This window comes from Nocardioides sp. NPDC057577, assembly GCF_042801335.1.
Taxonomy (GTDB): domain Bacteria; phylum Actinomycetota; class Actinomycetes; order Propionibacteriales; family Nocardioidaceae; genus Nocardioides.
In genome coordinates, this window is sequence record NZ_JBHVGB010000022.1 from 1 (window position 1) to 26,611 (window position 26,611).

General features: G+C 69.7%; 30 protein-coding genes. 13 read left to right on the forward strand and 17 right to left on the reverse strand.

What is annotated here, in order from left to right; genetic code table 11:
• Positions 1-104 precede the first annotated feature (104 nt).
• On the reverse strand, positions 105-827 hold the full coding sequence (locus ACFU7D_RS07035) for a peptidylprolyl isomerase (protein ID WP_378864988.1): 723 nt from the start codon (positions 825-827) through the stop codon (positions 105-107).
• Between the two features lie 184 nt (positions 828-1,011).
• Between ACFU7D_RS07035 and ACFU7D_RS07040 the strand changes: the two genes are divergently transcribed.
• Positions 1,012-1,482 carry a GNAT family N-acetyltransferase gene (locus ACFU7D_RS07040; protein WP_378864991.1) on the forward strand — a complete coding sequence of 157 codons (471 nt, stop codon included), beginning with the start codon at positions 1,012-1,014 and terminating at the stop codon, positions 1,480-1,482.
• On the opposite strand, the gene ACFU7D_RS07045 is transcribed toward ACFU7D_RS07040, so the two are convergent.
• The 7 genes from ACFU7D_RS07045 to ACFU7D_RS07075 form a co-directional block, all read right to left on the reverse strand.
• Positions 1,437-1,964, reverse strand: a complete 528-nt coding sequence (locus ACFU7D_RS07045) for a DoxX family protein (RefSeq protein WP_378727073.1) — start codon at positions 1,962-1,964, stop codon at positions 1,437-1,439. The two genes, ACFU7D_RS07040 and ACFU7D_RS07045, sit on opposite strands and share 46 nt — an antisense overlap.
• The gene (locus ACFU7D_RS07050; RefSeq protein ID WP_378864994.1) at positions 1,961-2,152 is read right to left on the reverse strand and encodes a hypothetical protein; all 192 of its coding nucleotides are present in this window, start codon (positions 2,150-2,152) and stop codon (positions 1,961-1,963) included. Before ACFU7D_RS07050 ends, ACFU7D_RS07045 begins: the two co-directional genes overlap by 4 nt.
• 92 nt (positions 2,153-2,244) lie before the next feature.
• A complete protein-coding gene (locus ACFU7D_RS07055; RefSeq protein WP_378864997.1) occupies positions 2,245-3,525 on the reverse strand; it encodes a CehA/McbA family metallohydrolase in 1,281 nt (426 codons plus the stop codon).
• 89 nt (positions 3,526-3,614) lie between these two features.
• Positions 3,615-4,739, reverse strand: coding sequence for an endonuclease/exonuclease/phosphatase family protein (locus ACFU7D_RS07060; RefSeq protein ID WP_378727080.1), 1,125 nt, complete (start codon positions 4,737-4,739; stop codon positions 3,615-3,617).
• Between the two features lie 9 nt (positions 4,740-4,748).
• Positions 4,749-5,498 carry a VOC family protein gene (locus ACFU7D_RS07065; protein ID WP_378865000.1) on the reverse strand — a complete coding sequence of 250 codons (750 nt, stop codon included), beginning with the start codon at positions 5,496-5,498 and terminating at the stop codon, positions 4,749-4,751.
• A 96-nt stretch (positions 5,499-5,594) separates the two neighbouring features.
• A complete protein-coding gene (locus ACFU7D_RS07070; protein ID WP_378865003.1) occupies positions 5,595-5,870 on the reverse strand; it encodes a Fe-S cluster assembly protein HesB in 276 nt (91 codons plus the stop codon).
• An 84-nt stretch (positions 5,871-5,954) separates the two neighbouring features.
• Positions 5,955-6,320, reverse strand: a complete 366-nt coding sequence (locus tag ACFU7D_RS07075) for an MmcQ/YjbR family DNA-binding protein (protein ID WP_378865005.1) — start codon at positions 6,318-6,320, stop codon at positions 5,955-5,957.
• 247 nt (positions 6,321-6,567) lie between these two features.
• Between ACFU7D_RS07075 and ACFU7D_RS07080 the strand changes: the two genes are divergently transcribed.
• The gene (locus ACFU7D_RS07080; RefSeq protein WP_378727088.1) at positions 6,568-6,891 is read left to right on the forward strand and encodes an SPW repeat protein; all 324 of its coding nucleotides are present in this window, start codon (positions 6,568-6,570) and stop codon (positions 6,889-6,891) included.
• Positions 6,892-6,985: 94 nt separating this feature from the next.
• Here the strand turns inward: ACFU7D_RS07080 and ACFU7D_RS07085 are convergent, their stop codons facing one another.
• Positions 6,986-7,408: a PPOX class F420-dependent oxidoreductase gene (locus ACFU7D_RS07085; RefSeq protein ID WP_378865008.1), complete on the reverse strand. Its 423-nt coding sequence runs from the start codon at positions 7,406-7,408 to the stop codon at positions 6,986-6,988.
• Between the two features lie 115 nt (positions 7,409-7,523).
• Between ACFU7D_RS07085 and ACFU7D_RS07090 the strand changes: the two genes are divergently transcribed.
• Entirely contained in the window at positions 7,524-8,942 is a 1,419-nt protein-coding gene (locus ACFU7D_RS07090; protein WP_378865011.1) for an aminopeptidase, read from the forward strand.
• A gap of 17 nt (positions 8,943-8,959) precedes the next feature.
• On the opposite strand, the gene ACFU7D_RS07095 is transcribed toward ACFU7D_RS07090, so the two are convergent.
• A complete protein-coding gene (locus ACFU7D_RS07095) occupies positions 8,960-9,310 on the reverse strand; it encodes a DoxX family protein (RefSeq protein ID WP_378865014.1) in 351 nt (116 codons plus the stop codon).
• A gap of 129 nt (positions 9,311-9,439) precedes the next feature.
• On the opposite strand from ACFU7D_RS07095, the gene ACFU7D_RS07100 reads away from it, so the two are divergent.
• From ACFU7D_RS07100 to ACFU7D_RS07115, 4 genes are all read left to right on the forward strand, one after another.
• Positions 9,440-9,784, forward strand: coding sequence for a winged helix-turn-helix transcriptional regulator (locus ACFU7D_RS07100; protein WP_378865017.1), 345 nt, complete (start codon positions 9,440-9,442; stop codon positions 9,782-9,784).
• 6 nt (positions 9,785-9,790) lie between these two features.
• Entirely contained in the window at positions 9,791-11,029 is a 1,239-nt protein-coding gene (locus ACFU7D_RS07105) for an MFS transporter (protein ID WP_378865020.1), read from the forward strand.
• A 42-nt stretch (positions 11,030-11,071) separates the two neighbouring features.
• Complete coding sequence (locus tag ACFU7D_RS07110) at positions 11,072-11,950, forward strand: LLM class F420-dependent oxidoreductase (RefSeq protein ID WP_378727100.1); 879 nt, start codon at positions 11,072-11,074, stop codon at positions 11,948-11,950.
• A 119-nt stretch (positions 11,951-12,069) separates the two neighbouring features.
• On the forward strand, positions 12,070-13,521 hold the full coding sequence (locus tag ACFU7D_RS07115; RefSeq protein WP_378865023.1) for a collagen-binding domain-containing protein: 1,452 nt from the start codon (positions 12,070-12,072) through the stop codon (positions 13,519-13,521).
• Between the two features lie 18 nt (positions 13,522-13,539).
• Here ACFU7D_RS07115 and ACFU7D_RS07120 read toward each other — a convergent pair whose 3' ends face one another.
• The 5 genes from ACFU7D_RS07120 to ACFU7D_RS07140 are packed head-to-tail and all read right to left on the reverse strand — an operon-like array spanning position 13,540 to position 20,141.
• Positions 13,540-13,977 carry a DUF3592 domain-containing protein gene (locus ACFU7D_RS07120; protein ID WP_378865026.1) on the reverse strand — a complete coding sequence of 146 codons (438 nt, stop codon included), beginning with the start codon at positions 13,975-13,977 and terminating at the stop codon, positions 13,540-13,542.
• A gap of 46 nt (positions 13,978-14,023) precedes the next feature.
• Positions 14,024-15,526 carry an acyl-CoA carboxylase subunit beta gene (locus ACFU7D_RS07125; RefSeq protein WP_378865028.1) on the reverse strand — a complete coding sequence of 501 codons (1,503 nt, stop codon included), beginning with the start codon at positions 15,524-15,526 and terminating at the stop codon, positions 14,024-14,026.
• 31 nt (positions 15,527-15,557) lie between these two features.
• The gene (locus tag ACFU7D_RS07130) at positions 15,558-17,378 is read right to left on the reverse strand and encodes an alkyl/aryl-sulfatase (RefSeq protein WP_378865031.1); all 1,821 of its coding nucleotides are present in this window, start codon (positions 17,376-17,378) and stop codon (positions 15,558-15,560) included.
• Positions 17,378-18,562: an acyl-CoA dehydrogenase family protein gene (locus ACFU7D_RS07135; RefSeq protein ID WP_378865034.1), complete on the reverse strand. Its 1,185-nt coding sequence runs from the start codon at positions 18,560-18,562 to the stop codon at positions 17,378-17,380. Before ACFU7D_RS07135 ends, ACFU7D_RS07130 begins: the two co-directional genes overlap by 1 nt.
• 1 nt (position 18,563) lies before the next feature.
• On the reverse strand, positions 18,564-20,141 hold the full coding sequence (locus ACFU7D_RS07140; RefSeq protein ID WP_378865037.1) for a class I adenylate-forming enzyme family protein: 1,578 nt from the start codon (positions 20,139-20,141) through the stop codon (positions 18,564-18,566).
• 110 nt (positions 20,142-20,251) lie between these two features.
• Between ACFU7D_RS07140 and ACFU7D_RS07145 the strand changes: the two genes are divergently transcribed.
• The 5 genes from ACFU7D_RS07145 to ACFU7D_RS07165 all read left to right on the forward strand — a co-directional run bounded on the left by ACFU7D_RS07145 (position 20,252) and on the right by ACFU7D_RS07165 (position 23,563).
• Positions 20,252-20,857, forward strand: coding sequence for a TetR/AcrR family transcriptional regulator (locus ACFU7D_RS07145; protein ID WP_378865040.1), 606 nt, complete (start codon positions 20,252-20,254; stop codon positions 20,855-20,857).
• 101 nt (positions 20,858-20,958) lie between these two features.
• Entirely contained in the window at positions 20,959-22,272 is a 1,314-nt protein-coding gene (locus ACFU7D_RS07150) for an MFS transporter (protein WP_378865042.1), read from the forward strand.
• Positions 22,269-22,637, forward strand: coding sequence for a YidH family protein (locus ACFU7D_RS07155; protein WP_378865045.1), 369 nt, complete (start codon positions 22,269-22,271; stop codon positions 22,635-22,637). The genes ACFU7D_RS07150 and ACFU7D_RS07155 overlap by 4 nt, the downstream gene beginning before the upstream one ends.
• Positions 22,634-22,912, forward strand: coding sequence for a DUF202 domain-containing protein (locus tag ACFU7D_RS07160; protein ID WP_378865048.1), 279 nt, complete (start codon positions 22,634-22,636; stop codon positions 22,910-22,912). The genes ACFU7D_RS07155 and ACFU7D_RS07160 overlap by 4 nt, the downstream gene beginning before the upstream one ends.
• 138 nt (positions 22,913-23,050) lie before the next feature.
• A complete protein-coding gene (locus ACFU7D_RS07165) occupies positions 23,051-23,563 on the forward strand; it encodes a hypothetical protein (protein ID WP_091041957.1) in 513 nt (170 codons plus the stop codon).
• 4 nt (positions 23,564-23,567) lie between these two features.
• Here the strand turns inward: ACFU7D_RS07165 and ACFU7D_RS07170 are convergent, their stop codons facing one another.
• The gene (locus ACFU7D_RS07170; protein ID WP_378865051.1) at positions 23,568-24,773 is read right to left on the reverse strand and encodes a M20 family metallopeptidase; all 1,206 of its coding nucleotides are present in this window, start codon (positions 24,771-24,773) and stop codon (positions 23,568-23,570) included.
• 72 nt (positions 24,774-24,845) lie between these two features.
• On the opposite strand from ACFU7D_RS07170, the gene ACFU7D_RS07175 reads away from it, so the two are divergent.
• A complete protein-coding gene (locus ACFU7D_RS07175; RefSeq protein WP_378865054.1) occupies positions 24,846-25,223 on the forward strand; it encodes a hypothetical protein in 378 nt (125 codons plus the stop codon).
• A 21-nt stretch (positions 25,224-25,244) separates the two neighbouring features.
• On the opposite strand, the gene ACFU7D_RS07180 is transcribed toward ACFU7D_RS07175, so the two are convergent.
• On the reverse strand, positions 25,245-26,609 hold the full coding sequence (locus ACFU7D_RS07180) for an FAD-binding oxidoreductase (protein ID WP_378865057.1): 1,365 nt from the start codon (positions 26,607-26,609) through the stop codon (positions 25,245-25,247).
• Positions 26,610-26,611 lie beyond the last annotated feature (2 nt).

The following is a 26,611-nucleotide window of genomic DNA, read 5'->3' on the forward strand; positions in this document are numbered from 1 at the left end:
CGGCCGAGGCGTCAACTGCGTCGGCCGAGTTGGCACGCAGGTGCCGACTCGGCCGACCGGAGTGACGCTTCGCCCGACGTACCTGACGCCTCGGCGAGGGGTGATCAGCCGACGGTGATGTTCTCGAACTCGACGGGAGTCTTGGGGGCGCCGGTGCCGTCGGGGCCGGCCTCGGCCACGCCGGCCTCGCCGACCTCCTGGAGGGTCTTGATGGCGGCCTCGTCGAGGGTGCCGAAGACGGTGTAGGCGGGCGGGAGCTGGGTGTCGCCGAACACCATGAAGAACTGGCTGCCGCCGGAGTTGGGCTGGCCGGTGTTGGCCATCGCGAGGGTGCCGGCGGGGAAGGTGTCGCTGTCCTCGAACTCGTCGGGGATCGTGTAGCCCGGGCCGCCGGTGCCCTCGCCGGTCGGGTCGCCGCACTGCAGCAGCTCGAAGCCGGGATTGGCGCCGAGGCGGTGGCAGCTGGTGCCGTCGTAGTAGTCCTGCGAGGCCAGCGAGAGGAACGAGTTGACCGTGCATGGCGCCTTGTCGGCGTCGAGGGTGATCGCGAGCGGGCCGACGGAGGTGTTGATGGTGGCGTCGACCTTGCCGGTGTACTGCGCGGTCTTCTCCGGCTGGTCCACCTCCTTGGAGGCGCCCATCGGGTCCTCGGTGTAGTCGCAGCTCGTCGTGCCGGGCTTCACGATCGACTTCCAGTCGCTGGACTCGCTCGACTTCGGGCCCTTGCTCTCCTCGGCGGAACCGGAACCGCCGTCGTCGGAACCACAGGCGGACAGTGTCAGGAGCAGGGCAGCGGCGGCTACGGCCGGGAGCGCACGAGAAGGCATGCCCAGATGCTAGGCGAGCGGTCCGAACGATTCCTCGACGGACCCCGCGCGGCGATGCCGCCGGCTTCCGCTCCGGGCATCGGAGCCGCGCACTATCGCACACCCTGGTCGCCGGCCGCGATACTGCACCTGCCCCTCCGCACCCATCCGCCACGACGAGGGAGGCCTCGGCTAACCTCCAGCCGTGCCTGTGCTCTCCCTGCGTTTCGAGCTCGACGACCTGACCCGGCCCGAGGTGATCCGGCTGCTGGAGGAGCACCTCGAGGACATGTACGCGGTGAGCCCGGCCGAGTCGGTACACGCACTCGATCTCGAGGCTCTGAAGGTGCCCGAGATCGCGTTCTGGTCTGCCTGGGAGGGAACCGAGCTCGTCGGCTGCGGTGCGCTCAAGTCATTGGATGAGGGCGACGTCGAGCTGAAGTCGATGCGCACCTCGACCCATGCCCGCGGCCGCGGCATCGCGACGGCGCTGCTCCAGCACCTCATCGAGCAGGCGCGGTCCGCGGGTGGCCGCCGGATCCTCCTCGAGACCGGGAGCGAGGACTTCCACGCTCCCGCCAGGCGCCTCTACGCGGGCAACGGCTTCACCGAGCGCCCGCCCTTCGGCAGCTACGTGCTCGACCCCAACTCGGTCTTCTTCGAGCTCTCGCTGTAGTCGTCGACAGAGGGAGCAGCCCGCCGGAACAGCAGGTTGTCGAGAGAGAGCTTGGTGCGGCGTACGACGATCAGGTAGACCGCGATCGCGAGCCAGCCCAGGTCGCGCAGGGTGTCGGCGAGATAGGCGGGGTCGGCCGAGGCGCCGCCGCCACCGAAGCAGCCGCAGTCGATGTTGAGCCCGCGCGCCCACGCCGAGGTGATCCCGACGAGGAACGAGCACAGGCCGAGCGCCGTCGCCACCGCCGCCGTCCGGGTGAACAGCCCGAGGATCAGCAGCGCGCCGAGCACGATCTCGGCGATCGGCATGGCGATGGCGTACGCCGGGGCCAGCTGCCACGGCAGCAGCTGGTAGCCGCGCACCGCCTGCTCGGTGATCGCCGGCTCGGGCAGCTTGGCCAGCCCGGCGGCGAGGAACACGAAGCCGAGGTAGAGACGGCCGGCGAGACCGATCCAGCCCAACAGGTCAGCACGTGTCCTCATGAGAGCACCACCCAGGAGGTGCGGAGAACCCCGAAGACGACGAACGCCGCCACCAATCCGTAGCCGGTCCACAACAGCGGCGCCGGCGAGACCCCGTCCCGGATCTCACGCCGCACGAACCACACCCCGAGCGCCAGCACGGCCACGGAGACCGCGACCAGCCCGACGACGTACCCAACCTCGTTCACGTCGCCAGCGTGCCACAGTCGAGGCCCGCAACCACCGCCCGGACGCCCGCCTTCAGCGCATCTTCAGCCTGCGAGCCGCCTTCTCAGGAAACTCAGGGCTGCAGCCACCACGGGCTCGTGTAGGCGATGCCCAGGTCGTTGCACGGGTGGCCCTCCGGGCCCGGGCTCGCGTTGGCCTGGGTCGGGTCGCTGACCCGCAGCAGTACCCAGTCGCCGTCGTCGACCGAGACCGACACGGTCACCGAGACCGGATCGCCGACACGGAACGCCACGACGTCGGCCACGACTGGCACCGACGGACCCGGGCGCAGCACCTGCAGATGGAGCTCCCGGCCGACCCAATCCTCGTCGCGGGCCAGGTCTAGGGTGAACCGCAGGTCACCACCACGGCCGGGGACCACCGAGCCCATCCGGTGCTCCACGCCGTCCAGCGTGGCCACCACGTCGACCCGGAGTCCCGAGGTGCGCGTGGCGAAGAACCGCCGCGCCCGCATCGCCTCGAAGACGCCGGCGCGGTCGTGGGAGGCGACCCACAGCCCGGTGCGCCCCTTGCCCTCCGGGTGGCCCCAGTCGGTGCCGTGCTCGTCGGTGACCCCGCTGATCCCGGTGCGCCAGCCGGCGTTGAGGCACTGACACAGGGGAGAGGTCTTGCCGTCGGCAAAGCCCTCGAAGAGGTAGTCGTCGCCGCGGTTGAACATCTCCAGCGACACCATCCGCTCGCGCGCTCGGGCGTCGTAGCGGAACTCCTGGAACCGGAACGGCTCGCGCCCGGGATGGTTGAAGCCGGCGATCCCGTCAGAACCGCCGTCGATCAGCGGCGTGGAAGGCGAGCGCATCAGCCAGTCGAAGAACGGCCGCATCGCGCCGACGTCGACGATGTCGGTGAAGTGCTCGCTTCCCCACACGTTGATATGACCCAACAACGGCTCCGACCACTCGAAGCCACGGATCGCGGTGAAGGTGCCGTCGGCGTCGGCCGCGTCGGCCAGCTCCCGGGTCCGCGCCCAGTCCGAGCGGGTGATGCCGCCGATCTGCTTGTACGCCGCCGGCAGCAGCCCCGCGAGCGCATCACCGAGGATGTGGTCGGAGACGGTGGCATGGTCGGTGAGCGCCGCGACGTCCAGCCCGGCGCTCCGCATCGAGTCGAAGGCGAGGTCCGGGTCGCCGTCGCCGTCCGACATGAGCGTGTGGTTGTGCAGGTCGGCATGGACGAGCGTGGTCCCGGACGAGAGCCGCGACATCCGGCTCGCCCCGACGCCGGCCCGGGCGGTCGCTGAGGCCGCCGCACCCGTGAACGACGAGGACATCGACGCCAGCAGGAGCCCTGCTCCCGCCGCTCCCAGCGCCGTACGCCGCGTGAGCGGCCCGTTCATCGACCGAAAGGTCCCGTGCTGCTGTCCGTGTCCGAGGCACATGGCCCCTATTTCACGCAGATCCCAGCAGCGTACGGGAGGCTTTCAGATCACAGGTCGGTGAAGTCCGCGTAGAGACAGGCATGGTCGGAGGCGGCGTGCTGCTCGGCGGTCAGCGTCGGGAACAGGTCCCAGGGGTCCTTGGTCCGCGGCCCGTGCCACACGCCCTTGCGGAAGACGCCGCCACCGGTCTGCTTCGCGCTCAGCGCGGGGGAGAGGAGCAGGTAGTCGATCTTGTCGTCCTCGTTGCCGGAACCGTAGGTCCCGCGGCGGTGGTTCCAGTCCCAGTTCGCGTGCTCGCTGGCGTCCACGAGCCCGGAGACCGACAGCAGCGGCTCCAGCGACCCGCCGCCGGGGGAGTCGTTGAGATCTCCGGCGACGCAGACGTGCTCGATCCCCTCCTCGAGCAGCCCCTGGTAGATCTCCGCGACCCGCTTCGCCTGCCGGCCGCGCCGCTTGGCGCCCTGCCGGTCACCCTTCTCCGAGTAGCCCTTGGACTTGAAGTGGTTGGCGAGCACCACGATCCGCGCGCCGCTGGGAGCGTCGAGGTGATACTCGCAGCAGTCGCGGGAGAAGACCACGCCCTCCTCGTCGCGGTCGAAGATGTGGGTGCGGATCTGCACCAGGCGATAGCCGTCGCCGACCATCACGCCGACGTCGATGCCGCGCTCGTCGTTGCCCTCCACGACCATCACCTGCTCGTACGCCTCGGCGCCGACCTCCGGCAGCAACGTCTGGGAGAACATGTGCAGCCCCGGCCGGTCGTCGGCCTCGACGACCACCGCGACCTCGGCCCGCAGCTCGGCGAAGACGCGTGCGGTGTTCTCCGTGGCGATCTCGTCGACGGCGGTCGTCTTGAGCTCGACGAACCCGACCCAGTCGTTGCGTCCCTTGGCGACCAGCTGCACCGGCCCCGACCGCGGGCGTTTGAGCAGCGCGCCGCGCATCTTCCGCAGCCGCGCGAACTCGCCCTCGTCGCTCTTGAGGAGGCCGAGCTTCTCGAGGTTGTCCAGGATCTCCTGCTCGTCGCCCTGATAGCTGGGCTGGGCAAGGAGCGTGGAGACGCGGGAGTGGGCGGTCAGGACCGCTCGCCGCGTCGTAGCGTCAGCTTCGTCGGTGTCCATCGCCTTCGGCCGGGCGAAGAGGTTCTCGACGTTGAACGATGCGAGTCGCATCCCTCCAGGCTAGGCCACCCGACCGGTCACCGGGTCACGATCGGTGAGGCAGTAGATCTGTCCGTACGGCGCCCGCATCACCGTCCACCACTCGAAGACGCCGACGGTCTCGGCGCCGAGCGCCTCGTGACGGCAGGTCTCCGTGGCCCGGTGGGCGACCGCGAGGTCGGGATGGGCGCGGACCTCGCCGTCCTCGTCCTCGAGCCGCTGCAGAAGGATCCGGAGCCCGCCGTGCGGATCGGGGTCGGCGAGGCGTACGAACTCGGGGGTCTTGGCCGGCTCGGGAGTCCGTCCGGTGACCTCTGCCCAGAACGACACCTCCTGCGCCCAGCGCGAGCGTGGGATGTCGATGCACACCTGGTCCAGCACCCGCTCGGGCTCTGAGCGCGCGAAGTGCGGGTGGGATCCCTCGGGGAGGGTGTGGCAGAAGAGGAGCCCGCCGGGGGAGCGCATGACCGGGACATCCTCGTACGTCCACGCCGGGCTCGCGCCCGAGGACTCCGACCGCTCGACCGCGACCGCACGATCGAAGGCGTCGAGGTCGAGATGGACCCGTGGCGTGGTGTCGGCGATGGCCTGCATCTTCAGCCAGGCGTCGCCCTCCTGCGGCACGAGGGTGAGGAACTGGCCGTCCTCGCCACGAGGCGCCGAGAGGGCCCAGCCGGTCGCCGCCGACCAGAACCCGACAGCCTCCTCCCACTGCTCACGCGGGACATCGAGGAAGAGATGGAACCAGGCAGGTACGCCGGCGGTGCTCATGCCCGGAGACTACGCGCGCCTAGCGGCGTACGCAGTCCCAAAATCAGCTACGCCGGGGCGCACCGCGAATGCGGCACACCCCGGCGTAGCGCGGGATCAGGCCTGCAGAGAGATCCCGAACTGCACGTTGCCGGAGTCGTCCATCCCGGCGTCGAGGATCTTGTCGTCGAGCTCGGCGGCGGCGCCCTGGTCGAGGAAGACCCGCGCGCCCTCCTGCTCGATGACCTGGTCCTCCGCCTCGGCGGTCGGGACGAGGGCGGCGCTCAATGCGCCGTCCGGTTCTGCGTTGGAGGCGAGCCGGAGGCCGGCGCCCTGGGACTGCTCGGAGATCGAGCGGACGATGGTGGTGGCGTTCTCGGTCAGCTGAAGCATGTCGAGATCTTCCATGGTTGGGTACGGAGTACCCGCTCCACCATTCCTCACAGCTCGGCCTCGTTCAAGCCCGGCATGCCGGGTTCAGGCGTCCCAGCCCGCCGGACGGAGCTTCTTCGGGAGCTTGGAGACGATCGTGGCGTACGACTCGTCGACCGCCTCCAGGATCTCCTCGTCAGGGATCGCACCGCCCCAGGCCAGGTCGTTCCAGCCCGAGCGTCCGATGTATCCGGTGACAGTCACGTCGTCGGGATAGCGCAGCAGCCACTCGTCGGCGATCTCCCGGGAGGCACCGCACTTCAGCCCCACCTTCGCGGCCCCGAGGAATGCGAAGATCTTGCCGCGCTCACCCGGTCCGACCTTGATCACCGGGTGCTCGTGCTCCCACGGGTTGTCCGGCCAGGCACCGGGCTTGGTGAGGCAATAGGCCTGCAGCGACGAGACGTCCATGGCACCCATGGTGCCATCGACGCCGCGCGGTTCGGCGCCGTGATTTCGGGTGGGTCAATTGCTGTGTCGCGGGCCTAGAATGATGGCCAAGGACAGTCGTTCTTCCTTTGGCATGGGGCTGAGGAGGTGAATTCAAATGTCGTCTGAAAACCTGTCCATTCAGGAACACCCCGACATCGCGGCACTCCGAGACCGGTTCGATCTGACCGGGTCCACCGCCACCGCTCAGGTGGTCGACGGTGTCACGATGCTGGCCGGCCTCTATCTGGCCGTCTCGCCGTGGATCGTGGGCTTCAACACCACGGCGTCGCCTCTGATGGTCAGCAACCTGATCGTCGGTATCACGGTTGCTCTGCTGGCGCTCTGCTTCGCGTCGGCGTTCGGCCGCACGCACGGTCTGGCCTGGACCGTGCCGTTCATGGGTGCTTGGGCGATCATCTCGCCGTGGCTCATGAGCGGCGTCGACACGACCGGCGCGATGATCACGTCCAACGTGATCGTCGGAGCGGTCATCATGCTGTGCGGGCTCGGCTCGTCCGGGTTCGGCACGCTGTTCAATCCGCGTCGGTAGCGCCCGCGGACTCGTCATCGCATCGACCGGCCGAGCGAGGAGCGCTCGGCCGGCCCCGAGCTGCCCTGACCAGATCAGCCCAGATCAGCCCGGATCAGCCCAGGTCGGCGCCGTAGACCTTGGTGACCGCGATGGTGATGAGCACGCGTCGGTCCTCGACCATCACCTCGCGGTACTCCTCCCAGTCGGGGTGCTCACCGGCGCCTCGTCGGTAGTAGTCGACGAGCGCCTCCACCTCCGGGCCGTCGGGTGAGGTGCCGGGCCCGGTCAGCGTGACGGTGCCCTCGGCCGTCGCCCAGGACCGACCTCCGGGTCCGTCGACCTCGAGCGCCGCCCGCGCGTCGCGGCGGAGGTTCCTGGTCTTCACCAGCCCCTCGCGGGTGGAGATCAGGATCTCGCCGCGCTCGCGGTCGTAGAACTGCCACACCGGTGAAAGCTGTGGCAGCCCGTTCGCCTTGATCGTGGCCAGGATCCCGTGGCGGGTGGTGGCGAGCAGTTCGTGCGGATCGAACGTCATGTCGACCCGAACGCATCGCCGTACGACTTCCTTCCCGGGACCCATCCGAAATTCGGAGGTGCACCGCGCGTGGGTCGGCTAGGTTGCCGAGACCCCGCACCGAAGGAGACCCCGCATGCGTGCATTGATCAGTCGGCTTCTGGTGGCGATGGGGCTGGTATCCCTGCTCCTCGTCACACCCGGCAACTCCGCGACCGCCGCCGAGGACGACATCCTCGACCGTCTGCTTGCCATCGACGGCGTCAGCCTGATCCAGGAGAAGCCGGTCGCCGGCTACCGCTACTTCGTCCTGAACTTCACCCAGCCCGTGGACCACCGCAAACCCCACGGCGACACCTTCCAGCAGCGGTTCACCGTGCTCCACAAGGACACCGCCCGCCCGACCGTGTTCCAGACCAGCGGTTACAACGTCTCGACCAACCCCGGCCGCAGCGAGCCGACCCGCATCATCGACGGCAACCAGGTCTCGATGGAATACCGGTTCTTCACCCCGTCGCGCCCCGACCCGGCCGACTGGGACGACCTCGACATCTGGCAGGCCGCCAGCGACCAGCACGCCATCTTCAAGGCGCTGAAGCCGATCTACTCCGCCAACTGGCTCGCCACAGGCGGCTCCAAGGGCGGCATGACCGCCACCTACTTCGAGCGGTTCTACCCCCGTGACATGGACGGCATCGTCGCCTACGTCGCGCCCAACGACGTGGTCAACCGCGAGGACTCCGCCTACGACGACTTCTTCGCCACCGTCGGCACCGCGGACTGCCGCGACCGCCTCAACGGCGTCCAGCGCGAGGCGCTCGTCCGCCGCGAGGCGCTGAAGGCGACCTACGCCGACCTCGCCGAGACCGAGGGCTACACCTTCGACACCGTGGGCAGCCTGGACTCTGCCTACGAGATGGTGGTGCTCGACTACGTCTGGGCCTTCTGGCAGTACGCCGGCACGAGCCAGTGCGCCGACATCCCTGCCGACGCGGCGACTGCCACGGACCAGGAGATCTGGGACTCGATCGACTACTACTCGGGTTTCGGGTTCTACACCGACCAGGGTCTGAGCCCCTACACGCCCTACTACTACCAGGCCGGCACCGAGCTCGGTGCGCCGACGATCGGCTTCCCGCACATCGAGGACGACCTGATCCGCTACGGCTACCAGCCGCCGCGAAGCTTCGTCCCGCGTGACATCGACATGCGGTTCGACCCGTCCGCGATGCGCGACGTCGACTCCTGGGTGCGCAAGCACGCCCACCAGATGCTCTTCGTCTACGGCGAGGCCGACCCGTGGGGCGCCGAGCGCTTCCGCCCGGGTAAGAAGGCGACCGACTCCTACGTCTTCACCGCGCCGGGGATGAACCACGGTGCCAACGTCGCCGGCCTCGTCGCCGACGAGCGTGAGCTCGCCACCGCCCGGATCCTGGAGTGGGCCGGCGTGGCGACCGCCGCGGTCGAGGCCGACGCGTCGAAGGCGAAGCCGCTGGCGACGTACGACGCCAAGCTCGACAAGCGTGACCTCAGGCGGGAGCCGATGCTGCGCTGACCCGGGCCTCGCCGAGGTCAGAGCGAGAGCAGCCCCAGCACGAGCGCGGCGACCGAGGCGAGGGTGAGAGCGACCGTGGGCACGGAGCCCTTGGCGTCGCCGGCACGCAGATGGGTGATGATCGCGCCGACGAAGTAGAGCGCGAGCGCCCCTGCGGCCGCGACGCCGAGGGCTCCGACCCAGATGCCGACGACGAGGCCGATGGCGCCGAGCACGAGCAGGGTGCCGAGAAGGGGGACGTGCTTGGCGGCGACGCCGAGCCCACCCAGCTGCTCGACCAGGGCCGGCTGCCTGGTCACCTTGGCCGTTCCGGAGGCCAGGCAGGCGAGGGCGAGCAGGGACGAGACGACGATGTACGCGATGAACACGCGTGTACTCCTTGGGCTGACCCGCCGGGGCGGGTGATCTCGAGGCCGGACCGATGAGCCGACAACCGCAGAGTCTGAGGCGCTCGCCGCAGCCTTGCAACTGGCACATTAGCAACTTATCCTGAGTAAGTGACAGTGGATGACGTACAGGTCGACGGAAGGTCGTGCGCCATCTTTCAGCGCACGCTCGAGCGCGTCGGGCAACGCTGGTCGGGCGCGGTCCTCTTCGCATCCGTGGCCGGCGCACGCCGCTTCGGGGAATACCGCCGCACCGTCGAGGGCATCTCCGACCGGATGCTCGCCCTGCGCCTCAAAGAGCTCGAGCGCGACGGTTTCCTGGTGCGGGAGGTGATCCCGTCGACGCCGGTTCAGGTCCTCTACCGCCCGACGCCGGCCGGGGCCGAGCTGATCGCCGCCCTCCAGCCGCTGGGGGAGTGGGGTCACAAGCACCTCGCGGAGCTGTCACTAGAGTGAGGCCGCGTGAGCGGCGAGGCGATGCGATATCCCGCCTTCGTGCGCTACTGGACCGCCTCCACGACAGGATCCTTCGGCACCGCCGTCTCGACCGTCGCGATCCAGGTGCTCGTCGTCCAGGTCCTGGTCGCGACGCCCGCGGAGGTGGGCGTCGTCAACGCCGCCAGAGTGCTGCCGTACGCCTTCCTCGGAGTCTTCGCCGGCGTCCTGGTCGACCGGGTCCGGCGCAAACCGATGCTGGTCTGGTCGAACGCCGCGCAGGCGGTGGCCCTGCTTGCCGTCCCGGTGCTCTGGCTGGTCGATGCGCTGACGCTGCCTGTGGTGGCCGCGGTGCTCTTCGTGGTCGGAGCCCTCTCGGTCCTCGAGATGGCGGCTCGGCAGTCCTTCCTCCCTCGCTTGGTGCCACGGGGCGCACTGCTCTCGGCCAACGCCCGCATCGACCAGGGTGACACCGTCGCGCTGACGTCCGGGCCGGCGCTGGGCGGCGGGATGGTCGCCGTCATCGGGGCGCCGTTCACTGTCCTCGCCGACGCGCTGACCTGCGCGCTCGGGGCGGTGATGAACGCGCGCGTACGCGTCGAGGAGCCGGCGCTGCCGCGTCGGCCGAGCACGCCCGCCGACGTCCTCGGCGACGTCGCCGCCGGCATCCGCTACATCTACCGCCACCGCACCATCGCCCCGCACGCGATCTCCACCCACATCTGGTTCGTCGGCAACGCCGTGGCGGTGACGGCGTTCGCGCCGTTCGCGCTCCGCGAGATGGGGCTCGGGGTGGTGGCGTACGGCATCGTGCTCGCGTTCACCGGTGTCGGCGGGTTGCTCGGAGCGCTGCTCGCCGTGAAGGCCGGGCGTCGGCTCGGGGCCGGGGGAGCGATGGTGCTCGGCTACGCGGTCGCGCCGGTGGCGTGGGGGTGCGCCGCGCTGGCGCCGCCCACGGTGGCCGGCGCCGTCGTCCTCGGTGCCGCTCAGGTGCTCGTCGGGTTCGGGATGGGGGTCGAGAACGCCAACTCGCTGGGCTATCGGCAGTCCGTGACGCCGGACGAGCTGCAGGGGCGGATGAACGCGACCATCCGGTCCGCGAACCGCACCTGCGCGGTGGTGGGCGCGCTGGCCGGCGGGATCATCGCCCAGCTGCTGGGGCTCCGCCCGGCGCTGTGGGTAGCGGTGGCACTCTTCGTCGTCGCAGCCGTGGTCGTGGTCGGCTCGCCGTTACGTACCGCCCGTCACGATTCCCGTCACGACTGAGGGCTTGTCTTCGAGCGCACTCGAAGACATAGCGTCTGAGGTATGGATCTTGGACTCCACTACTTCACGTTCACCCACCCCGAGTGGGAGACCACGCTGGCCGACAAGCTGACCGAGACGGCCCGCATCGCGGACGAGGGCGGCGTCGACCTGCTCACCGTCATGGACCACTGGTTCCAGATGGAGCAGGCCGGCGGCCCCTTCGAGCCGATGCTCGAGGGCTACACCACGCTGGGCTACCTGGCCGGGATCACCGACAACGTACGTCTCAGCCTGCTCGTCACCGGAGTGACCTACCGTCATCCCGGACTGCTCGCCAAGATCGTCACCACCCTCGACCGGCTCTCCGGCGGCCGGGCGCTGCTGGGCATCGGGGCGGCGTGGTACGAGCGTGAGCACCAGGGTCTCGGCGTGCCGTACCCGCCGACGGCCGAGCGGTTCGAGCGCCTGGAGGAGACCCTCGAGATCTGCCGCCAGATGTGGTCGGAGAACGACGGCGCCTACGAGGGCAAGCACTACCAGCTCGCCGAGACGATCTCGCTCCCGCAGCCGGTCAACGGCACCGTTCCGGTCCTGATCGGCGGTGGCGGCGAGAAGAAGACGCTGCGCCTGGTCGCGAAGTACGGCCAGGGCACCAACCTCTTCGGCGCTCCCAGCCCCGAGGCCGTCGAAACGGTCCGGCACAAGCTCGAGGTGCTGCGCGGCCACTGCGACGACCTCGGCACCGACTACGACGCGATCGAGAAGACGATGCTCTTCCAGGGCCCCTCGGTCGAGGACCCGGACGCCTTCTTGGCGTCGATGGAGGAGTACGCCGCTCTGGGCATCACGCTCGTCGGGCTGATGCCGACGCCGTACGTCGACCCGGTTCCGTGGACCACCTCGCTCGTGGACCTGGTGCCGCGGCTGAAGGAGATCTAGGAAGCCCGATCTCGTCCGAGACACCCACGCCGAGGGTGGCGTTGGTGCGTGACCCGATGATCCGGATCAGTTATGTTTTCGATTGTTCATTGATGAATTGATCGGAGACCGCTCAGTTGATGGCGAAAACATACGTTTCAACGGCTGTTGTCGTCGCAGGGCTCGCGCTCGGAGCCGGCATTCTCGGCAGCGGTGCGGGCCCGGCGTCGGCCGCCACCGGCTCGCTCAACCCGATGGGCGTGAACGGACTGTTCACGATCGTGACCACCGCGGACGCGACCATGGGCAACGGCGAGCTGGAGGGCTCCCTCGCGGTCGGGGGCGACGTACGTTTCCCGAACGGCACGTATCCGATCATCCACAGCTCGGGTCTGACCCCGACGGACTACGACATCCCCGTCGTCGCCGGTGATCCCACCAGGCTGCTGACCCGAGGCACCTTCGTTCCGGGCACCGACGGCGAGGTCACCGTCGACTCACGTGGCTATGTCGAGGACGACCAGCGCGGGTTCGTCAAGATCGGCGATCTGGCCGGTCTTCAGGTCACCGAGCGCGGCTCCGGGGCGATCTGGGTAGCGAACGGGCCGTCGGGCACCCAGCAGGGGATCTACGACCCCAACCAGCTCTACAACGGCGGGGAACCCAATTCCCGCGTCGGAGCTCCGGGGGCCTATGACGACTACTTCGCCGAGCTGGACGTCTCCCCGGACGAGGCCACCGAGTGTCTGACCGAGCTCACCCCCGTCGAGAGCGACGAGGTGCACGTGAGCACGCTCAGCCCGGGCGGCAATGCCGCCGAGATGACCGTCGACCTCGAGGCGGGCAAGACCAACGTCCTCGAGATCCCGTACGCCCAGCTCAGCACCTTCAGCGTGCTCCGGACCACGGGTGCCGCCCTCGCTGCCGACACCCCGCTGGTCGTGCGCGTCGTCGGCGCGCCCGATGGCGCGACGATCGACCTGCCCCAGTTCACCGGGACCGAGAGTCCCAACGCCGACCAGCCCAACCCCGTCGCGCCGTACGTCCTCTACGACTTCTCCTCCTACGCCGAGGGCACCTCGCTCACCATCGGCGGTGACACGCTGGTCTCGGGTTCGATCTACGCACCAGGGCTCGACCTGACCGTGGACGTCGGCACGCCGGTCGAGGGCCAGATCTTCACCGACACCCTGACGACTGGCGGCGGTGAGATCCACCATTACCTGTTCCTCGGCGAGGTGAGCTGCGGCGACGTGGAACCCAGCCCGTCGCCGACGGAACCCACGCCAACAGAACCGACCCCGACAGATCCGACCCCGACGGAACCCACGCCCACGGACCCCACCCCGAGCGAGAGCCCGTCGGAGCCCGCCCCGACCGAGTCTCCTTCCGAGCCCGAGCCCGAGCCGAGCGACGCCGTCCCATCCGCTCCGGCGGACTCGTCGGGTCCTGAGGTCTCGACGTCGCCCGTTGGCTCCGAGACGCTGCCTGCCACCGGTTCGCCGGTGAGCGTGCTCGGCGTCGCCATCGGCGTGGCCCTTCTGTCCGGCGGAGCCCTGCTGATCATGTTCGCCCGTCGTCAGCGCAGCTGAGCCGCCCGGGAAGCACGGTCAGATCGGAGTCTGGGCGAGCCCGAAGCCGATGGACGCGAACAGCAGCCCGATCCCGGCGAAGACGACCCCGAAGACGATCGCACAGCCGGTGCCTCCGCCTGTTCCTGCGATCATCGACTTCGACGGGTCGAGCGGGTTGATCACGATGCTCAGCGGCGGCACGGTGCCGTCCAGCCGGAACCGACGGTCGGGCAGCGTTCCCGCGCTCGCATACTCGCTCCCGTCGGGACCGCGATACTCGTAGTGCGCGACCAGGCGCGTACGGCTCCCGTGCTCACCGCTCGAGGTCGTCCGCGTCTCGATCTCACGGATCGTCGCCTCCCACGGCGTCCACGACGAGAGCCGTTGCCGGCTGATGATCGACCAGACCACCATCCACACCCCGATACCCGCGAACAGCAGGCCCATCCCCGCAAAGATCCAGCCGAAGAACATCCGTGTCTCCCATCGCCCGAGGCGAGAGCCGCCCGATGGCAGGAGGCTACGTCACCGCACGGCGCAGGGTGGCGGCGATGACGGCACGTGTCTCGGCGGGGTCGACGACGTCGTCGATCTCGAGCATCCGGGCTGCGTTGAGCGCGCTGGCCTGCTTGCGGTACTCCTCGGTGAGAACGGCGACCCGCTCCTCGCGCTCCGCAGCGGGCATCGTGGCGAGCTCGGCCGCCATGGAGAGACGTACGGCGCCCTCCAGCCCCATCGGACCGAGATGGGCGTCGGGCCAGGCGACGGTGAGCAGCGGGCGATGGGTGCTCCCGCCGAGCATCGCCTGAGCGCCGAGGCCGTAGCCACGGCGCAGGACCACCCCGACCAGCGGGGTCGACAGCTGTGCACCGGCGACGACCATCCGGGACGCATGACGGACCAGGCCGCCGCGTTCGGCCTCGGGACCGACCATGAACCCCGGGGTGTCGACCAGCGAGACCACCGGGAGGCCCCAGCGCCCGCAGAGTGCGAGGAAGTCGGCGGCCTTCACCGATGCGTCGCTGGTGAGGGCACCCGCGAGGTGCGTCGACTGGTTGGCGAGCACGCCGACCGCGATCCCGTCGATCCGGGTGAACGCGGTGACGAGCTCGGGTGCGAATCCCTCACGGAGCCACGTCACCGAGTCGAGGTCGGCCAGCGCCTCCACCACCGGGCGTACGTCGAAGGCCTCGCGGTCGTTGTGGGGGAGAAGGGTCCGAAGCATGCCCTGGTCGTCGGCCTCGCCCTGCTCGCGCGCGGGTTCGAGACCGGCGAGGATGCCACGAACGGCCTCGACTGCCTCTGCCTCGTCGGCGACGAGCACGTCGATGACCCCGTTGGCGGCCTGCTCGTCGGCCGGGCCGATCTCCTCGGGGGAGAACGTGCCCAGCCCACCGCCGGCGATCATCGCCGGACCGGCCATGCCAAGGTTGGCGTCGGGGGTCGCGATGCGGAGGTCGGCACAGCCGGCGAGGACCGCGTTGCCGGCGAAGCAGCGGCCTGAGACGACGGCGATCCGGGGTACGACGCCCTCGAGCTCGGCCCACAGCGCGAACGAGCCGACGTCGAGCGCCGAGACGAGCGGGATGTCCGTGTCACCCGGGCGCCCGCCACCGCCCTCGGTGAAGAACACGGTCGGCAGCCGCATCCGGGCGATGATCTCGATGAGCCGGTCCGACTTGCGATGCCCGCGCATGCCCTGCGTACCGGCCATCACCAGGTAGTCGTAGGACAGCACCGCGCACGGCTTCCCGCCGACCGTGGCGGTGCCGCCGATGATCCCGTCCGCGGGTGTCTCGACGACGAGATCTGCCAGGTCACGCCGCTGTTCCTGGGCCGCGGTGATGAACCTCCCGTACTCGACGAACGAGCCCGGATCGATCAGATCGGCGATGTTCTCCCGAGCCGTACGCCTCCCCTTGGCGTGCCACCGGGCGACCTTCTCGGCTCGCGCCGCGTCCGTGGTCAGGAAGCGGCGGGCGTGCAGCTCGGTCAGTCCCGTGGCAGGGGTGTCGTCGGTCACGCAGCACATGGTGCCACGTGGCGTGGACCGGTCAGGGGGTGACGATTGCGAACTCGTGTTCAGGTGCTTCCAGGACCTCCAGCAGCCGCTGGAGCACTCCGAGGTCGCCGGTGTGGTCGATCCCGTCGAGTCTTCGCGTGCCGAGCAGGCCGGCGAGCTGGGGACGGGTCAGTGTCAGGGTGAGGGCGGCAGCCGGGTCCGGGGCGTCGCCCCGCCAGTGCACGAGCACGCCGTGATGGAGGCGCGCGTGCCACCAGCCACCTGCGGAGGTGTCGTCGTGGTCGAGCAGGTGCCAGTCGACGCGAAGGTCGAGATCCCACGACCGTGGTCCGTCGACGCGGATGGCGAGTGACTCCAGCAGCTGGGAGACCGAGAGCGCGGCGAGCAGGCCGCGGCCACCACCACGCGGCGCGGCCCTCGGGCCGTCGACGACTTCGCGGGCACCGGTCAGGTAGATGTTGCGCCAGGTGGCGTTCTCGGCGCTGTGCCCGAGCCGGGTGTAGACCTCGGCCAACAGCTTCCGAGCGGCGCCGGCCGAAGGCTCGGCGAAGACGACATGGTTGAGGAGCGTGGCGGCGAACCGCAAGTCATCGGTCGCGCCGCCGGCGACGAGCGCAGCGGCGTGGTTCACGGCAGCGTCCGCACCGCCCAGCAGGCGCACCCAGCGCTCGCCCTCCGCCTTCGGCGGCAGGTCCCACAGATGGGCCGGGTTGGCGTCGTACCAGCCCAGATAGCGCTGGTAGATCCCCTTCACGTTGTGGCTCAGTGAGCCGTAGTAGCCGCGTGTCGACGGCTGGGCGTCGAGGGCCGGCGGCAGGACCAGCTCCTCGGCGATCTCCTTCGGAGTCAGGCCGCGGTTGATGAGACGTACGGTCTGGTCATGCAGGTAGGCGTAGACGTCACGCTGCCCGGAGAGGAACGCCTCGATCCGTTCCGCGCCCCAGGTCGGCCAGTGGTGGGTGGCGAACGCGACGTCGACACGCCCGGTGAAGAGCGAGAGCGCCTCGGTGAGATAGCGCGCCCACAGCCGGGCGTCGCGCACCTCGGCGCCGCGCAGCGTGACGATGTTGTGCAGGGTGTGCACGGCGTTCTCGGCCAGGCAGAGTGCCCTGTGGCGGGGGAGGAGGATGTTCATCTCCGCCGGTGCCTCGCTGCCCGGCGTGAGCTGGAGCTCCATCTCGACGCCGTCGATGACGCGCGTCTCCCCGGTGCGGGTGACCGAGTCAGTCGGCGCGGCCAGAGCGATGCTCCCGGACGCGAGCCGCGGGCCGAGACCACAGCCCACGTGTCCGTCCGGCGTGACCGGCAGCAGGCTGCCGTACATGAACCCCGACCGCCGGCCCATCGCCGGACCGACGTAGACGTTCTCCGAGACCGCGTGCTCCAGGAACCCCTCCGGCGCCAGGACGGGTACGTCGCCGGCACCCGCCGCGAGCACGGCAGCGATCCCGCCGAAGTGATCGGCATGCGGATGGGTCAGCACCACCCCGGTGACCGGCCGGTCGCCGCGGTGCGCACGGTAGAGCCCCAACGCGGCGGCCGCCGTCTCCGCGGTGGTGAGGGTGTCGATGACGATGATCCCGCGATGACCCTCGACGATCGTGAGGTTGGCGAGGTCGAGGCCACGCACCTGATAGATGCCGTCGGTCACCTCGAACAGTCCCTGGAGCGAGGTGAGCCGGCTGTGCTGCCACAGGCCCGCGTGCGCCGTCGGAGGCGCCGGGGCGTCGAGGAAGGCGTCGGCGTCCGCGTCGAACGCGACCGACCCGTCCGCCTTGGCGACGACTCCGGGCTTGAGGGAAGCGATGAACCCGCGATGCGCGTCAGCCTCCTCCTGAGCGAAGTCGGCCATCATGCCCCCAGCGACTTCACCAGCTCGCGGATGACCCCGTTGCGCTGGATCTCCGAGGAGCCGGTCAGCACCCGGAACATCCGCAGCCGCCGCCATATCACCTCGATCTCCGCACCCCGGACCATCCCCGCCTTGCCGTGCAGCTGCAGCGCCGCGTCGGCGATCTCGAAGGACCGCTCGGCCACGAACAGCTTGCACATGAACGACTCGATGCGCGGGCGCTTGCCGGCGTCGAGGTCGGCCAGGGCGTCGTAGGTCATCGACCGGGCTGCGTAGTAATCGGTGGCCATGTCGGCGAGCCGGTGCTGGATCGCCTGCTTCTCGATCAGCAGCCCGTCGAAGACGGTGCGGTGCGCGGCGAAGTCGAGCGCCAGCGCGAGCGCCCGGCGGGCCGCGCCGAGCGCGGTCGGGCAGTGCAGCAGCCGGTTCGCGGTCACCCGGCCGAGGGCGATCCGCAGCCCTTGGCCGACCTCGCCGAGCAGGTTCTCCTGCGGCACGAAGCAGTCCTCGAGCACGACGTCGCTCTCGATGTTCTGCCCCGACAGCGGCAGGTCACCAGGCAGAACCCGGCAACCGGGGGAGTCGAGATCGACGAAGAACGCGGCGTACGACTCCTCCTCGCCGGCCATCCTGGCCACCAGGATCGCGAAGTCGGCGAAGGTGCCGCCGGTGCTGAACACCTTCCGCCCGCTGATCGTGAAGCCGCCCGGCGTCGGAGTGGCGGTGGTCCGCATCCGGCGTACGTCGGAGCCGGCGTCGTCCTCGGTCATCGAGAAGCAGCAGGCGCGCTCGCCGCGAACGACCGGCATCAGGTACTTCTCGATCTGGTGCTCGCTCGCGTGATCGAAGATGGCGCCGACCCGCAGCGGGCCGCCCATGTCGCCGAGCACGCTGGTGGCGAGCTGGCGGCCGGAGGCGCCGATCTCCTCCTTGAGGGCGGCGAGCTCGGTGAGGCTCAGGCCCTGCCCGCCGAGCGACTCGGGCAGGTGGATCCCGTAGAAGCCGAGCTCGCGGCTGCGCTGCCACACCGGCTCCAGCATCGAGCGCTCCAGCGGCGTCTCCGGACCGAGGCCGAGGTCGCGCTCGTAGTCGGCGAGCTCGCCGTCGAGGTAGTCCCGCAGCCGGTTCACCAGGGAGTCGAGGCGTGGGTTGTCCGGGTAGGACGGGGTCAGGGAGAAGGACATCTCAGCCGACCTTCCGCTCGGTACCGGCCCAGTCGCGCTCGCGCAGCGCCCGCCGGTCGACCTTGCCGTTGCGGTTCTGGGGCAGCGCGTCGGCGAACTCGATGATCCGGGGCACCTTCACCCCCGAGAGCCGGGTGCGGCAGAAGTCGCGCAGCTCGTCCTCCGTGATGGACTCGGTCGCGGTGGTGCCGGCGGCGAGGGAGACGTACGCCTTCACCGTCTCGCCCCACTTCTCGCTGGGCACCCCGACGACGCAGGCCTCCCGGACCGCCGGGTGCTCGTAGAGCGCTGCCTCGACCTCGGAGCAGTAGACGTTGTAGCCGCCCGAGATGATCATGTCCTTCTTCCGGTCCACGATGAAGACGAACCCGTCCTCGCGGATCCGACCGAGGTCACCGGTGTGCACCCAACCGTCGCGGAAAGTCTCGGCAGTCGCCTCGGGGGCATGGAAGTACTCCCGGACGCAGTCCGGGCCGCGCGCCACGATCTCACCGATCTCGCCGGCGGGCAGCGGGTGGTGGTCGTCGTCGACCACGATCACCTCGGTGTCGTAGACCGGACGGCCGCAGGAGAGCAGCAGCTCAGGGTCAGACTCGATGCCGCGGACGACATCCTCGGAGCTGAGGAACGTGATCGCGCTCGTCGTCTCGCCCTGTCCGTAGCCCTGGTTGACCACCGGACCGAAGGCCTCGACGGCCTCGCGCAGCCGAGCCGGGCTGACCGGGGCGCCGCCGACGGTGATGCTCCGCAGCGCGGAGAGATCGCGCTCACCCAAGGTGGGGGAGGCGAGGACCAGGTTGAGCATGACCGGCACGACGAACGTGTGGGTGACCCGCTCGCGCTCGAGCGTGTCGAGGTATGCCTCGGTGTCGAACGCGGGCAGCACGACCACGGCAGCGCCGCGGAAGAAGCAGCCGAGGATCACCATGCCGCTGGCGTGGGTGATCGGTCCGGGTGCGAGATAGACGGCGTCCGCGGTCAGTGAGCCGTAGGGGTTCATCGCCAGCTTGCGCATGTTGGCGAGCCGGTTGCCGACGGTCTGGACCGCTGCCTTCAGGGTGCCGGTCGAGCCGGAGGTGAAGTTGAGGACTGCCGGGGCGTCCTCCTCGACGTCGACGGAGACCGGTTCGGTGGCGCCTTCGGCGAGCAGGGCGTCGTACGCCGTCGCGCCGGTGCCCGCGGGGGTGCCGTTGTCGAGGTCGACGACCAGGGCGTCCAGGCTGTGGGCGTCGACGATCTTGCGGACGAGGTCGAGGTGGGCGCCGCCGGTGAAGACGACCTTGACCGCGGCGTCGAGCAGCACGTGCTCGACCTCGGCAGCGGCGAGCCGAGCGCTGATCGGGACGCGGAGAGCACCTGCCTTGCAGATCGCCATCTCGGCGACGACCAGCTCGCCACGGTTGGTGGCGAGGGTCGCGACGGGAGTGCCGGGCGTGCAGCCGCGGGCGATGAGGGCGGCCGCGAGCCGGTTCGTGTCGTCCTCGAGCTGGCGGTAGGTCCATCGGTCGGTGCCGGAGACCAGGGCGGTGGCGTCGGGGGTGAAGGTCGCGGTGCGGGTGAGATAGCTGCCGAGATTCACGGGTGCCCTCCTGGTTGTCAGGTGTCGCTGCTGTGAGCGCGGTCACCGAGATCATAGACAGCGTGTCCAGAAACAGTCCAGTCGTTCGGGAAAGTGCTACAACAGTGCGCATGACGGTGGTTGATGACCGGCGCAGCCGGCGAACGCGAGGGGCGCTCCGTGACGCGCTCGTCTCCCTGGTGCTCGAGCGTGGCTACGCCGCGGTGACGGTGGAGGACATCGTCGGCGCGGCCGACGTGGGCAGGGCGACCTTCTACACGCACTTCAAGGACAAGGAGGCGCTCTATGACCACGTCGTGGCCTCGGTGCTCCAGGACCTGAAGGAGCGACTGGCCGAGGTGCTGGCCCCGGAGGATGCCGGGTTCACCGGGGAGCCGGTGGCCGAGGTCTTCCGGCATGCGACCGAGCAGCCCGATGCGTACCGGATGATCCTGCGGGGCGAGGGGGACGGTCGTGGCCTGCGGGCTTTCGAGGACGCCTGGAGCGCCACCGCCTTCGAGATCTTCACTGCGCGGGTGAAGGCGAACGCAGTGCGCCCGCGGGTTGATCTCCAGGTGCTGGCGCGAGCATGGGTGGGCGAGCAGATGGCGGTGCTGCTGTGGTGGCTCGATGCTCCCGAGCCGCGGCCGGCCACCGACCAGGTCGTCGAGACGCTCGTCGAGCTCTCGCGCCGCGGGCGCTTCTGGGCGACGGGATTCGACCCCGACCCGCGCTGACGTGGACACGGTGTCTTGTGTGGTGCGGGTCACTCGGCTTACAGTCAGACGCGTCGACCGTTAATAGACGCTCTGTCTAACATCTTGAAGGGCGAATCCCCATGTCCTACCGCACCCTGCTCACCGAGTACCCGGTCGGAGCACGCCGTCGCGTGCTGCTGGCCGTTGTCGTGCTCGCCCTGTTCATCTCGGCGTTCGAGGGCCAGCTGGCCCCCGTCCTGCCGTTGCTGCTCGAAGACCTCGGGATGTCTCTCAAGACGTACGGCCTGATCACGGCCGCGTCGCTGATCTTCGGTGCTCTGGCCGGTTATCTCGGCGGCGAGCTCGCCGACCGCGTCGGCCGGGTGAGGATCCTGGTCCCGTTCATGTTCCTCTCCGCTGCCGCCTGCCTGTTCATGGCGACTGCGGACTCGGTGGCCCACTTCGCGCTCGCCCGGATCGTGCTCGCGTTCGTCGAGGGCGTCGCCGTCGCCGGCACCCAGCCGCTGATCCGCGACTTCACCCCGCGGATTGGTCGTGCCCAGGCGTTCGCGTTCTGGAGCTGGGGCTCGGTCGGCGCCAACTTCTTCGCTGCGGCCGTGGCCTCGGCCACGCTGGGCGTCTTCGGCAACCAGTGGCGATCCCAGCTGTTCATCATGGCCGGCGCCGCCCTGGTCGGTGCCATCGTGGTCGCGATGACTCTGCGCGACCTCGCCCCGGAGGTGCGCCGCGCCGTACGCCTCACCGAGCGCGAGGCTCACACGGTCGAGGTGCCGCAGGGCGCGAAGGGCCTGCGACTCCTCGTCGGGCGCCGCGCGTTCTGGACGCACGTGCTCGCGATGTCGTTCCTCTACGTCCTGCTGGCGACCATGAACGCCTATGCCCAGACGATGCTCGTCCAGCAGTTCGGCGTCTCGGTCCGGGCCGCCTCGGCGATGACGATGGTCTTCTGGCTGAGCAACCTCGCACTGAGCCTGGTCTTCGCCCGAGTCTCCGACCGTACGCAGCGACGCAGTGCCTTCATGGTCGGCGGCGGCATCGCCGCGGCGATCTTCCTCGGCGCCTTCCTGGCACTCATGGACCGGGGTAGCGAGGCGTCAACGAGCCTGGTGGTCGTCCTGTTCATCGGCATCGGTGTGGCCCTCGCGGCGATCTTCGGCCCGTGGATGGCGAGCTTCTCCGAGCACGTCGAGGAGGTCCACCCCGACATCCAGGGCCGCGCCTTCGGTCTCAACCATCTGCTGAACCGCACCTTCATTCTGGCGACGGTGCTCTTCGCGCCGCGCGTGGTCGAGGCGACCGGCGGCTGGGAGCGCTGGATGACGGTCGTCTGGGTCGCGACGGTCCTCTTCACCCTCACCGCGGCGCTCGTCCCCGCCACGACCAGTCGTCGTTCTCGGACCGACGCCGACGCCGTCACGCAGCCTGCGTCGTGAACCGCGCAGCACGAGGCCGGCTGGACAGCTGGCTCTACCGCGAGACCGAGGAGCCCGACGTCCGGTTCACCCTGGCGAACGAGCGCACCTTCCTGGCCTGGATCCGCACGTCGCTGGCGTTCCTCGCCGTCGCGGTCGCGGTCGACACCCTGGAGGTGGGTGGCGGCACGGCACTGGCCGTGCTCGCCCCGCTCAGCCTGGCGCTCCTGGCGGCCGGCTGCGCCGCCTGGTCCTGGTGGAGCTGGATACGCAGCGAGCGCGCGATCCGTCGGCGCGACGCCCTCCCGGGCCGCCGGGCACCGCTTCCCCTGGTGTTCGGCGTGCTCGGTTCCATCGCCCTCGTCTCCTTGGCGCTGTTGGCGTGAGCGGGGGAGAGGCGGCCGACCCCGGACTGCAACCGGAGCGGACCGAGCTCGCCTGGCGGCGCACCCACCTCTCCCTGGTGGTCGCCGCTCTCGTCGTCGCTCGGCACCCGCTGGCGGAGGGTCAGCTGTGGTGGCGGCTCGCGGCCGCGCTGGCCGTGGGCGGGCTGGCTGCGTACCTGCTTCTCGGGCGGCGCCGGGTCGGCGTGACCGCGACGGTCGCGGCGCTGATCGCCCTCGTCGAGGTGGTCGGGATCGCCCGTCCTCCGATCCAGTAACGGCAGTCTCGTGAGCACGCCCTGCTCGACCGCGGCCTGCAGGACCGCGGTCATCGCCATCCCCGCCGGCCTGACGGGGATGGCAGCCCCCTGACGGCGTCCCTTGAATTCCTAGTGACGGCGAGTAAGCATGATTACATGCTTACAAACGAGTTGCGCGGGTGGTTCAGCGGACGACTGCCCGATGGTGTGTACGACGAGATCGTCGATGTCGTGGTCGACCGCGAGGAGATCACGGTGGTTGGGCGGATCAAGGAGCCGAAGACCGCCGAGGGCGCTTCGGACGAAGAGCGGGCCGCTGCGAACGAGGGGCGCGCGAGCGAGTTTCGCGAGCGCACCCGTGAGGACCGGATGGCTGTCGCGCGGCAGGCGGAGCGACGGTTCGACCGGAAGGTCTCCTGGGGCGTGGAGGTCGGGGGAGAGCGGCACATGTTCACCACGGTCTCCGCGCCTGTGATGACCCGGCTGCGTCAGCCTGAGCGTGCGGTCCTCGACCTGCTCGTCTCCGGCGGCGTCGCCCGGAGCCGGAGCGACGCGCTCGGCTGGTGCGTCAAGCTCGTCCAGCAGCACTCGAGCGAGTGGCTCGACGAGCTCCAGCAGTCGCTCGTCAACGTCGAGCGAGTACGTGCCAACGGCCCTGACAAGGGTTGAGACCTCACCGACGCTCTGCGGCCAGAGCGTCGATCGCGAGCAGCGCGAGTGCCGCCGCCTGGTCGCCGAGCACGCTGTCGTCGAAGGCGGCGTCGGGGGAGTGGTTGGGCGCGGCATCGTCGGTCGGGGCGGCGCCCAGCAGGATCATGGTGGCTGGGACCTGCTGGCTGACGAACGCGAAGTCCTCGGCACCCATCGTCGGCCGCGGCACCTCGACGACCCGCGGTCCGAAGGCGTTGCGCAGTGTCTCCATTGCCTGCCGGGCGGTTGCCTCGTGGTTGACGACGCTCGGGTAGCCGGTGTCGAGCGTGACCCTGGCGACCAGGCCGTGGGCCGCAGCGATGCCTTCGACGAGCCTGGGAAGCTCCTCCTCGATCCTGGACAGCGTGTTCGGATCGACAGTGCGTACGGTTCCGGTGAGCTGGACCGATTCGGGGATCACGTTGTCGGCTCCGGTGCCCGCCGTCAGGTTCGTCACCGAGACGACGACCGGGTCGAAGGAGTCGAAGCGGCGCGCGGTGTAGCCCTGCAGCGCCAGCACGATCTCGGCCGCGATCGGAACCGGATCGAGGGCCTCGTGCGGGCGGGAGCCGTGACCGCCGCGGCCCTCGAGGTCGATCCTCAGGTGGGTCGAGCTCGCGGTGACGGTGCCCGGGCGGGTGAGGAAGATGCCGCGCGGCGCGTTGCCGACATGGATTGCGTACGCCGCCGCCGGCCGGCCGCCGGCCACATCGAGCACTCCCTCCTCGATCATCAGCTTCGCGCCACCGTGTCCCTCTTCGCCCGGCTGGAACATCAGGATGACGTTGCCAGCCAGGTCGGCGCGGTGCTCGGCGAGAACGCGGGCGGCGCCCACGAGGCCGGCGACATGCAGATCGTGACCACATGCGTGCATCGCGCCGTTGCTGGACCGGTAGGGGACCTCGACCGCCTCGGTGATCGGCAACGCATCCATGTCGGCGCGGAGCAGTACGGTCGGACCCGGCCGCCCGCCGCGCAGCACCGCGGTCACGGAGGACAGGGACCGTCCCTCAGTGATCTCCAGGTCGAGTCCGGACAACGCCTCGAGCACACGCCGCTGCGTGGCCGGTAGGTCGAGCCCCAGCTCGGGCTCCGCATGGATGCTCCGGCGAAGCTCGACCAGTTCCGGCACGAGCGCGTGGGCGGTATCGATGATCCGAGTGGCGATTCCGGCGTTACTGGACAGCATGTCTAGAAAGTACCAGGCTGAGGTGTCGGCCGTCAGCGCCTGGCATCACCGGCCATCGGACAGGATGGCTTCATGGACTCTGAGAGTGCGCGGCGCTCGGCCGCCGTCGTCGGAATTGCCACGCTGCCGATAGGGGTGGCGATCCTCGTCAAGCCGGAGTGGGTGGGCCGGACCCTGAAGCTCGGTGATCATCCGGTCGCGCTGCGCGTCATCGGTGCCGCCGATCTGGCGCTCGTGCCCGGGTTGCTGGCCGGACGCCGCAGGCTGCCGTGGATGGCTGCCCGGGCCGGGCTCAACGTGGCGATCGCGGCGTACTGCACCCATCTGGCGCGCAGCGAGGGCAACATCGGGCCCAAGATCGCGGCATCGGCGCTGGTGTTCGCGACGGCTGCCGACGCCCGGACGATCCACGCGCTGAGTCGAGGTGCGGACGCACCGTCTCAGCGCTAGGTACTCGCCAGGCGTATCCGGCTAGGGCGCGATGTTCTGGTTGTGGCTGAACAGGTTCCCCGGGTCGTAGGTCTGCTTGACCTTCATGAGTCGCGCGTAGTTGCTGCCGTAGGTGTCGGTGACGCGGCCCAGGTCGTCGTCGGACATGAAGTTCACGTAGCCGCCGGCCTCGGAGTGCGGCGTGAGTGCCGCGGCGTAGTCACGGACCCATGCGGTGTTGGCGGCGTCTTCCGAGGCGTCCGCCCAGGCAGAGACGATGACCGTCGAGAACGTCGCGTGGCGGTAGGAGAACGCGGTGTCCGTCGCGCCGACGCGGGAAGCAGCACCGTTGATCGGGTACAGGTGCATCGTCGAGCTCGCGTTCGGCGCCTTCGGGCCGTGGGCCAGGTGCGCGTCGATCGCCTCGTCGGTCAGCTCGGTGACGTAGTTGCCCTTCCAGTAGCTGCGTACGCCACGAGGGAACAGGTCATCGAACGCGCCGTTGAGCCACGTGTACGGCATGGGCTCGACCATCTCGCCGACGCGCGGCGCGAGGTCCCGGAACGGCTGCATCGCCGCCTGGCCCTCCTCGACCGGCCCACTCCAGTGGACGATGGCCGCGCAGAACGTGTCGCCGTGGCGGTCCTCAGGCAGGAAGGGCAGGGGAGGAGCGACCTGGAAGGCGGGGAAGGCGCCGTAGCGCTCGTCGGCGTCGGTGATCCAGGTGCGGAAGAAGCGCAGCAGGTCGCCGGCGTGCTCCAGCTCGTAGAAGAAGAGTCCGACGACGACCTGGTCCACGGGGTGCAGGTCGAACTCGAACGTGGTGACGACCCCGAAGTTCCCGCTGCCTCCGCGGAGTGCCCAGAACAGGTCGGGGTTCTCGGACTCGCTGGCGTGGCGGAGCTGCCCGTCCGCGGTGACGACGTCGGCCGAGCGAAGGTTGTCGATCGAGAGACCGAAACCGCGCGTGAGGTAGCCGATTCCTCCGCCCAGCGTCAGGCCGCCGACGCCGGTCGTCGACACGATCCCGCCGGGCGTGGCGAGGCCGTGCGCGTGGGTGGCTTCGTTGAGGTCGGCGAGAGTTGCGCCACCGCCGACGCGTGCTGTTCGGGCATCGGCATCGACCTCGATGGAACCCATGGGGGACAGGTCGATGACCAGGCCGTTGTCGATAGTCCCGTAGCCCGGCGCGCTGTGCCCACCGCCGCGCACGGCCAGCGGCAAGCCGTTGTCGCGAGCGAAGTTCACCGCGGCGATGACGTCGTCGACTCGCTCGGCCTGCACGACGGCGGCCGGGCGGCGGTCGATCATGCCGTTCCAGACGGCTCGAGCGGTGTCGTAGTCGGAGTCGTCGGGTGTGACGACCGGAGCTCGTACGTGTTTGCGAAGTTCGTTGATGGATGTCATGA

Bases quoted from the DNA above. Each gene is read 5' to 3' on its own strand.
- ACFU7D_RS07150 (WP_378865042.1), top strand. From the start codon at position 20,959: ATGTCCTACCGCACCCTGCTCACCGAGTACCCGGTCGGAGCACGCCGT.
- ACFU7D_RS07180 (WP_378865057.1), bottom strand. From the start codon at position 26,609: ATGACATCCATCAACGAACTTCGCAAACACGTACGAGCTCCGGTCGTC.
- ACFU7D_RS07170 (WP_378865051.1), bottom strand. From the start codon at position 24,773: ATGCTGTCCAGTAACGCCGGAATCGCCACTCGGATCATCGATACCGCC.
- ACFU7D_RS07065 (WP_378865000.1), bottom strand. From the start codon at position 5,498: ATGAGCACCGCCGGCGTACCTGCCTGGTTCCATCTCTTCCTCGATGTC.
- ACFU7D_RS07175 (WP_378865054.1), top strand. From the start codon at position 24,846: ATGGACTCTGAGAGTGCGCGGCGCTCGGCCGCCGTCGTCGGAATTGCC.
- ACFU7D_RS07110 (WP_378727100.1), top strand. From the start codon at position 11,072: ATGGATCTTGGACTCCACTACTTCACGTTCACCCACCCCGAGTGGGAG.
- ACFU7D_RS07145 (WP_378865040.1), top strand. From the start codon at position 20,252: ATGACGGTGGTTGATGACCGGCGCAGCCGGCGAACGCGAGGGGCGCTC.
- ACFU7D_RS07035 (WP_378864988.1), bottom strand. From the start codon at position 827: ATGCCTTCTCGTGCGCTCCCGGCCGTAGCCGCCGCTGCCCTGCTCCTG.
- ACFU7D_RS07060 (WP_378727080.1), bottom strand. From the start codon at position 4,739: ATGCGACTCGCATCGTTCAACGTCGAGAACCTCTTCGCCCGGCCGAAG.
- ACFU7D_RS07090 (WP_378865011.1), top strand. From the start codon at position 7,524: ATGCGTGCATTGATCAGTCGGCTTCTGGTGGCGATGGGGCTGGTATCC.
- ACFU7D_RS07120 (WP_378865026.1), bottom strand. From the start codon at position 13,977: ATGTTCTTCGGCTGGATCTTTGCGGGGATGGGCCTGCTGTTCGCGGGT.
- ACFU7D_RS07085 (WP_378865008.1), bottom strand. From the start codon at position 7,408: ATGACGTTCGATCCGCACGAACTGCTCGCCACCACCCGCCACGGGATC.
- ACFU7D_RS07055 (WP_378864997.1), bottom strand. From the start codon at position 3,525: ATGAACGGGCCGCTCACGCGGCGTACGGCGCTGGGAGCGGCGGGAGCA.
- ACFU7D_RS07070 (WP_378865003.1), bottom strand. From the start codon at position 5,870: ATGCTTCAGCTGACCGAGAACGCCACCACCATCGTCCGCTCGATCTCC.
- ACFU7D_RS07075 (WP_378865005.1), bottom strand. From the start codon at position 6,320: ATGGACGTCTCGTCGCTGCAGGCCTATTGCCTCACCAAGCCCGGTGCC.
- ACFU7D_RS07130 (WP_378865031.1), bottom strand. From the start codon at position 17,378: ATGGCCGACTTCGCTCAGGAGGAGGCTGACGCGCATCGCGGGTTCATC.
- ACFU7D_RS07115 (WP_378865023.1), top strand. From the start codon at position 12,070: ATGGCGAAAACATACGTTTCAACGGCTGTTGTCGTCGCAGGGCTCGCG.
- ACFU7D_RS07165 (WP_091041957.1), top strand. From the start codon at position 23,051: ATGCTTACAAACGAGTTGCGCGGGTGGTTCAGCGGACGACTGCCCGAT.
- ACFU7D_RS07045 (WP_378727073.1), bottom strand. From the start codon at position 1,964: ATGAGGACACGTGCTGACCTGTTGGGCTGGATCGGTCTCGCCGGCCGT.
- ACFU7D_RS07135 (WP_378865034.1), bottom strand. From the start codon at position 18,562: ATGTCCTTCTCCCTGACCCCGTCCTACCCGGACAACCCACGCCTCGAC.
- ACFU7D_RS07080 (WP_378727088.1), top strand. From the start codon at position 6,568: ATGCTGGCCGGCCTCTATCTGGCCGTCTCGCCGTGGATCGTGGGCTTC.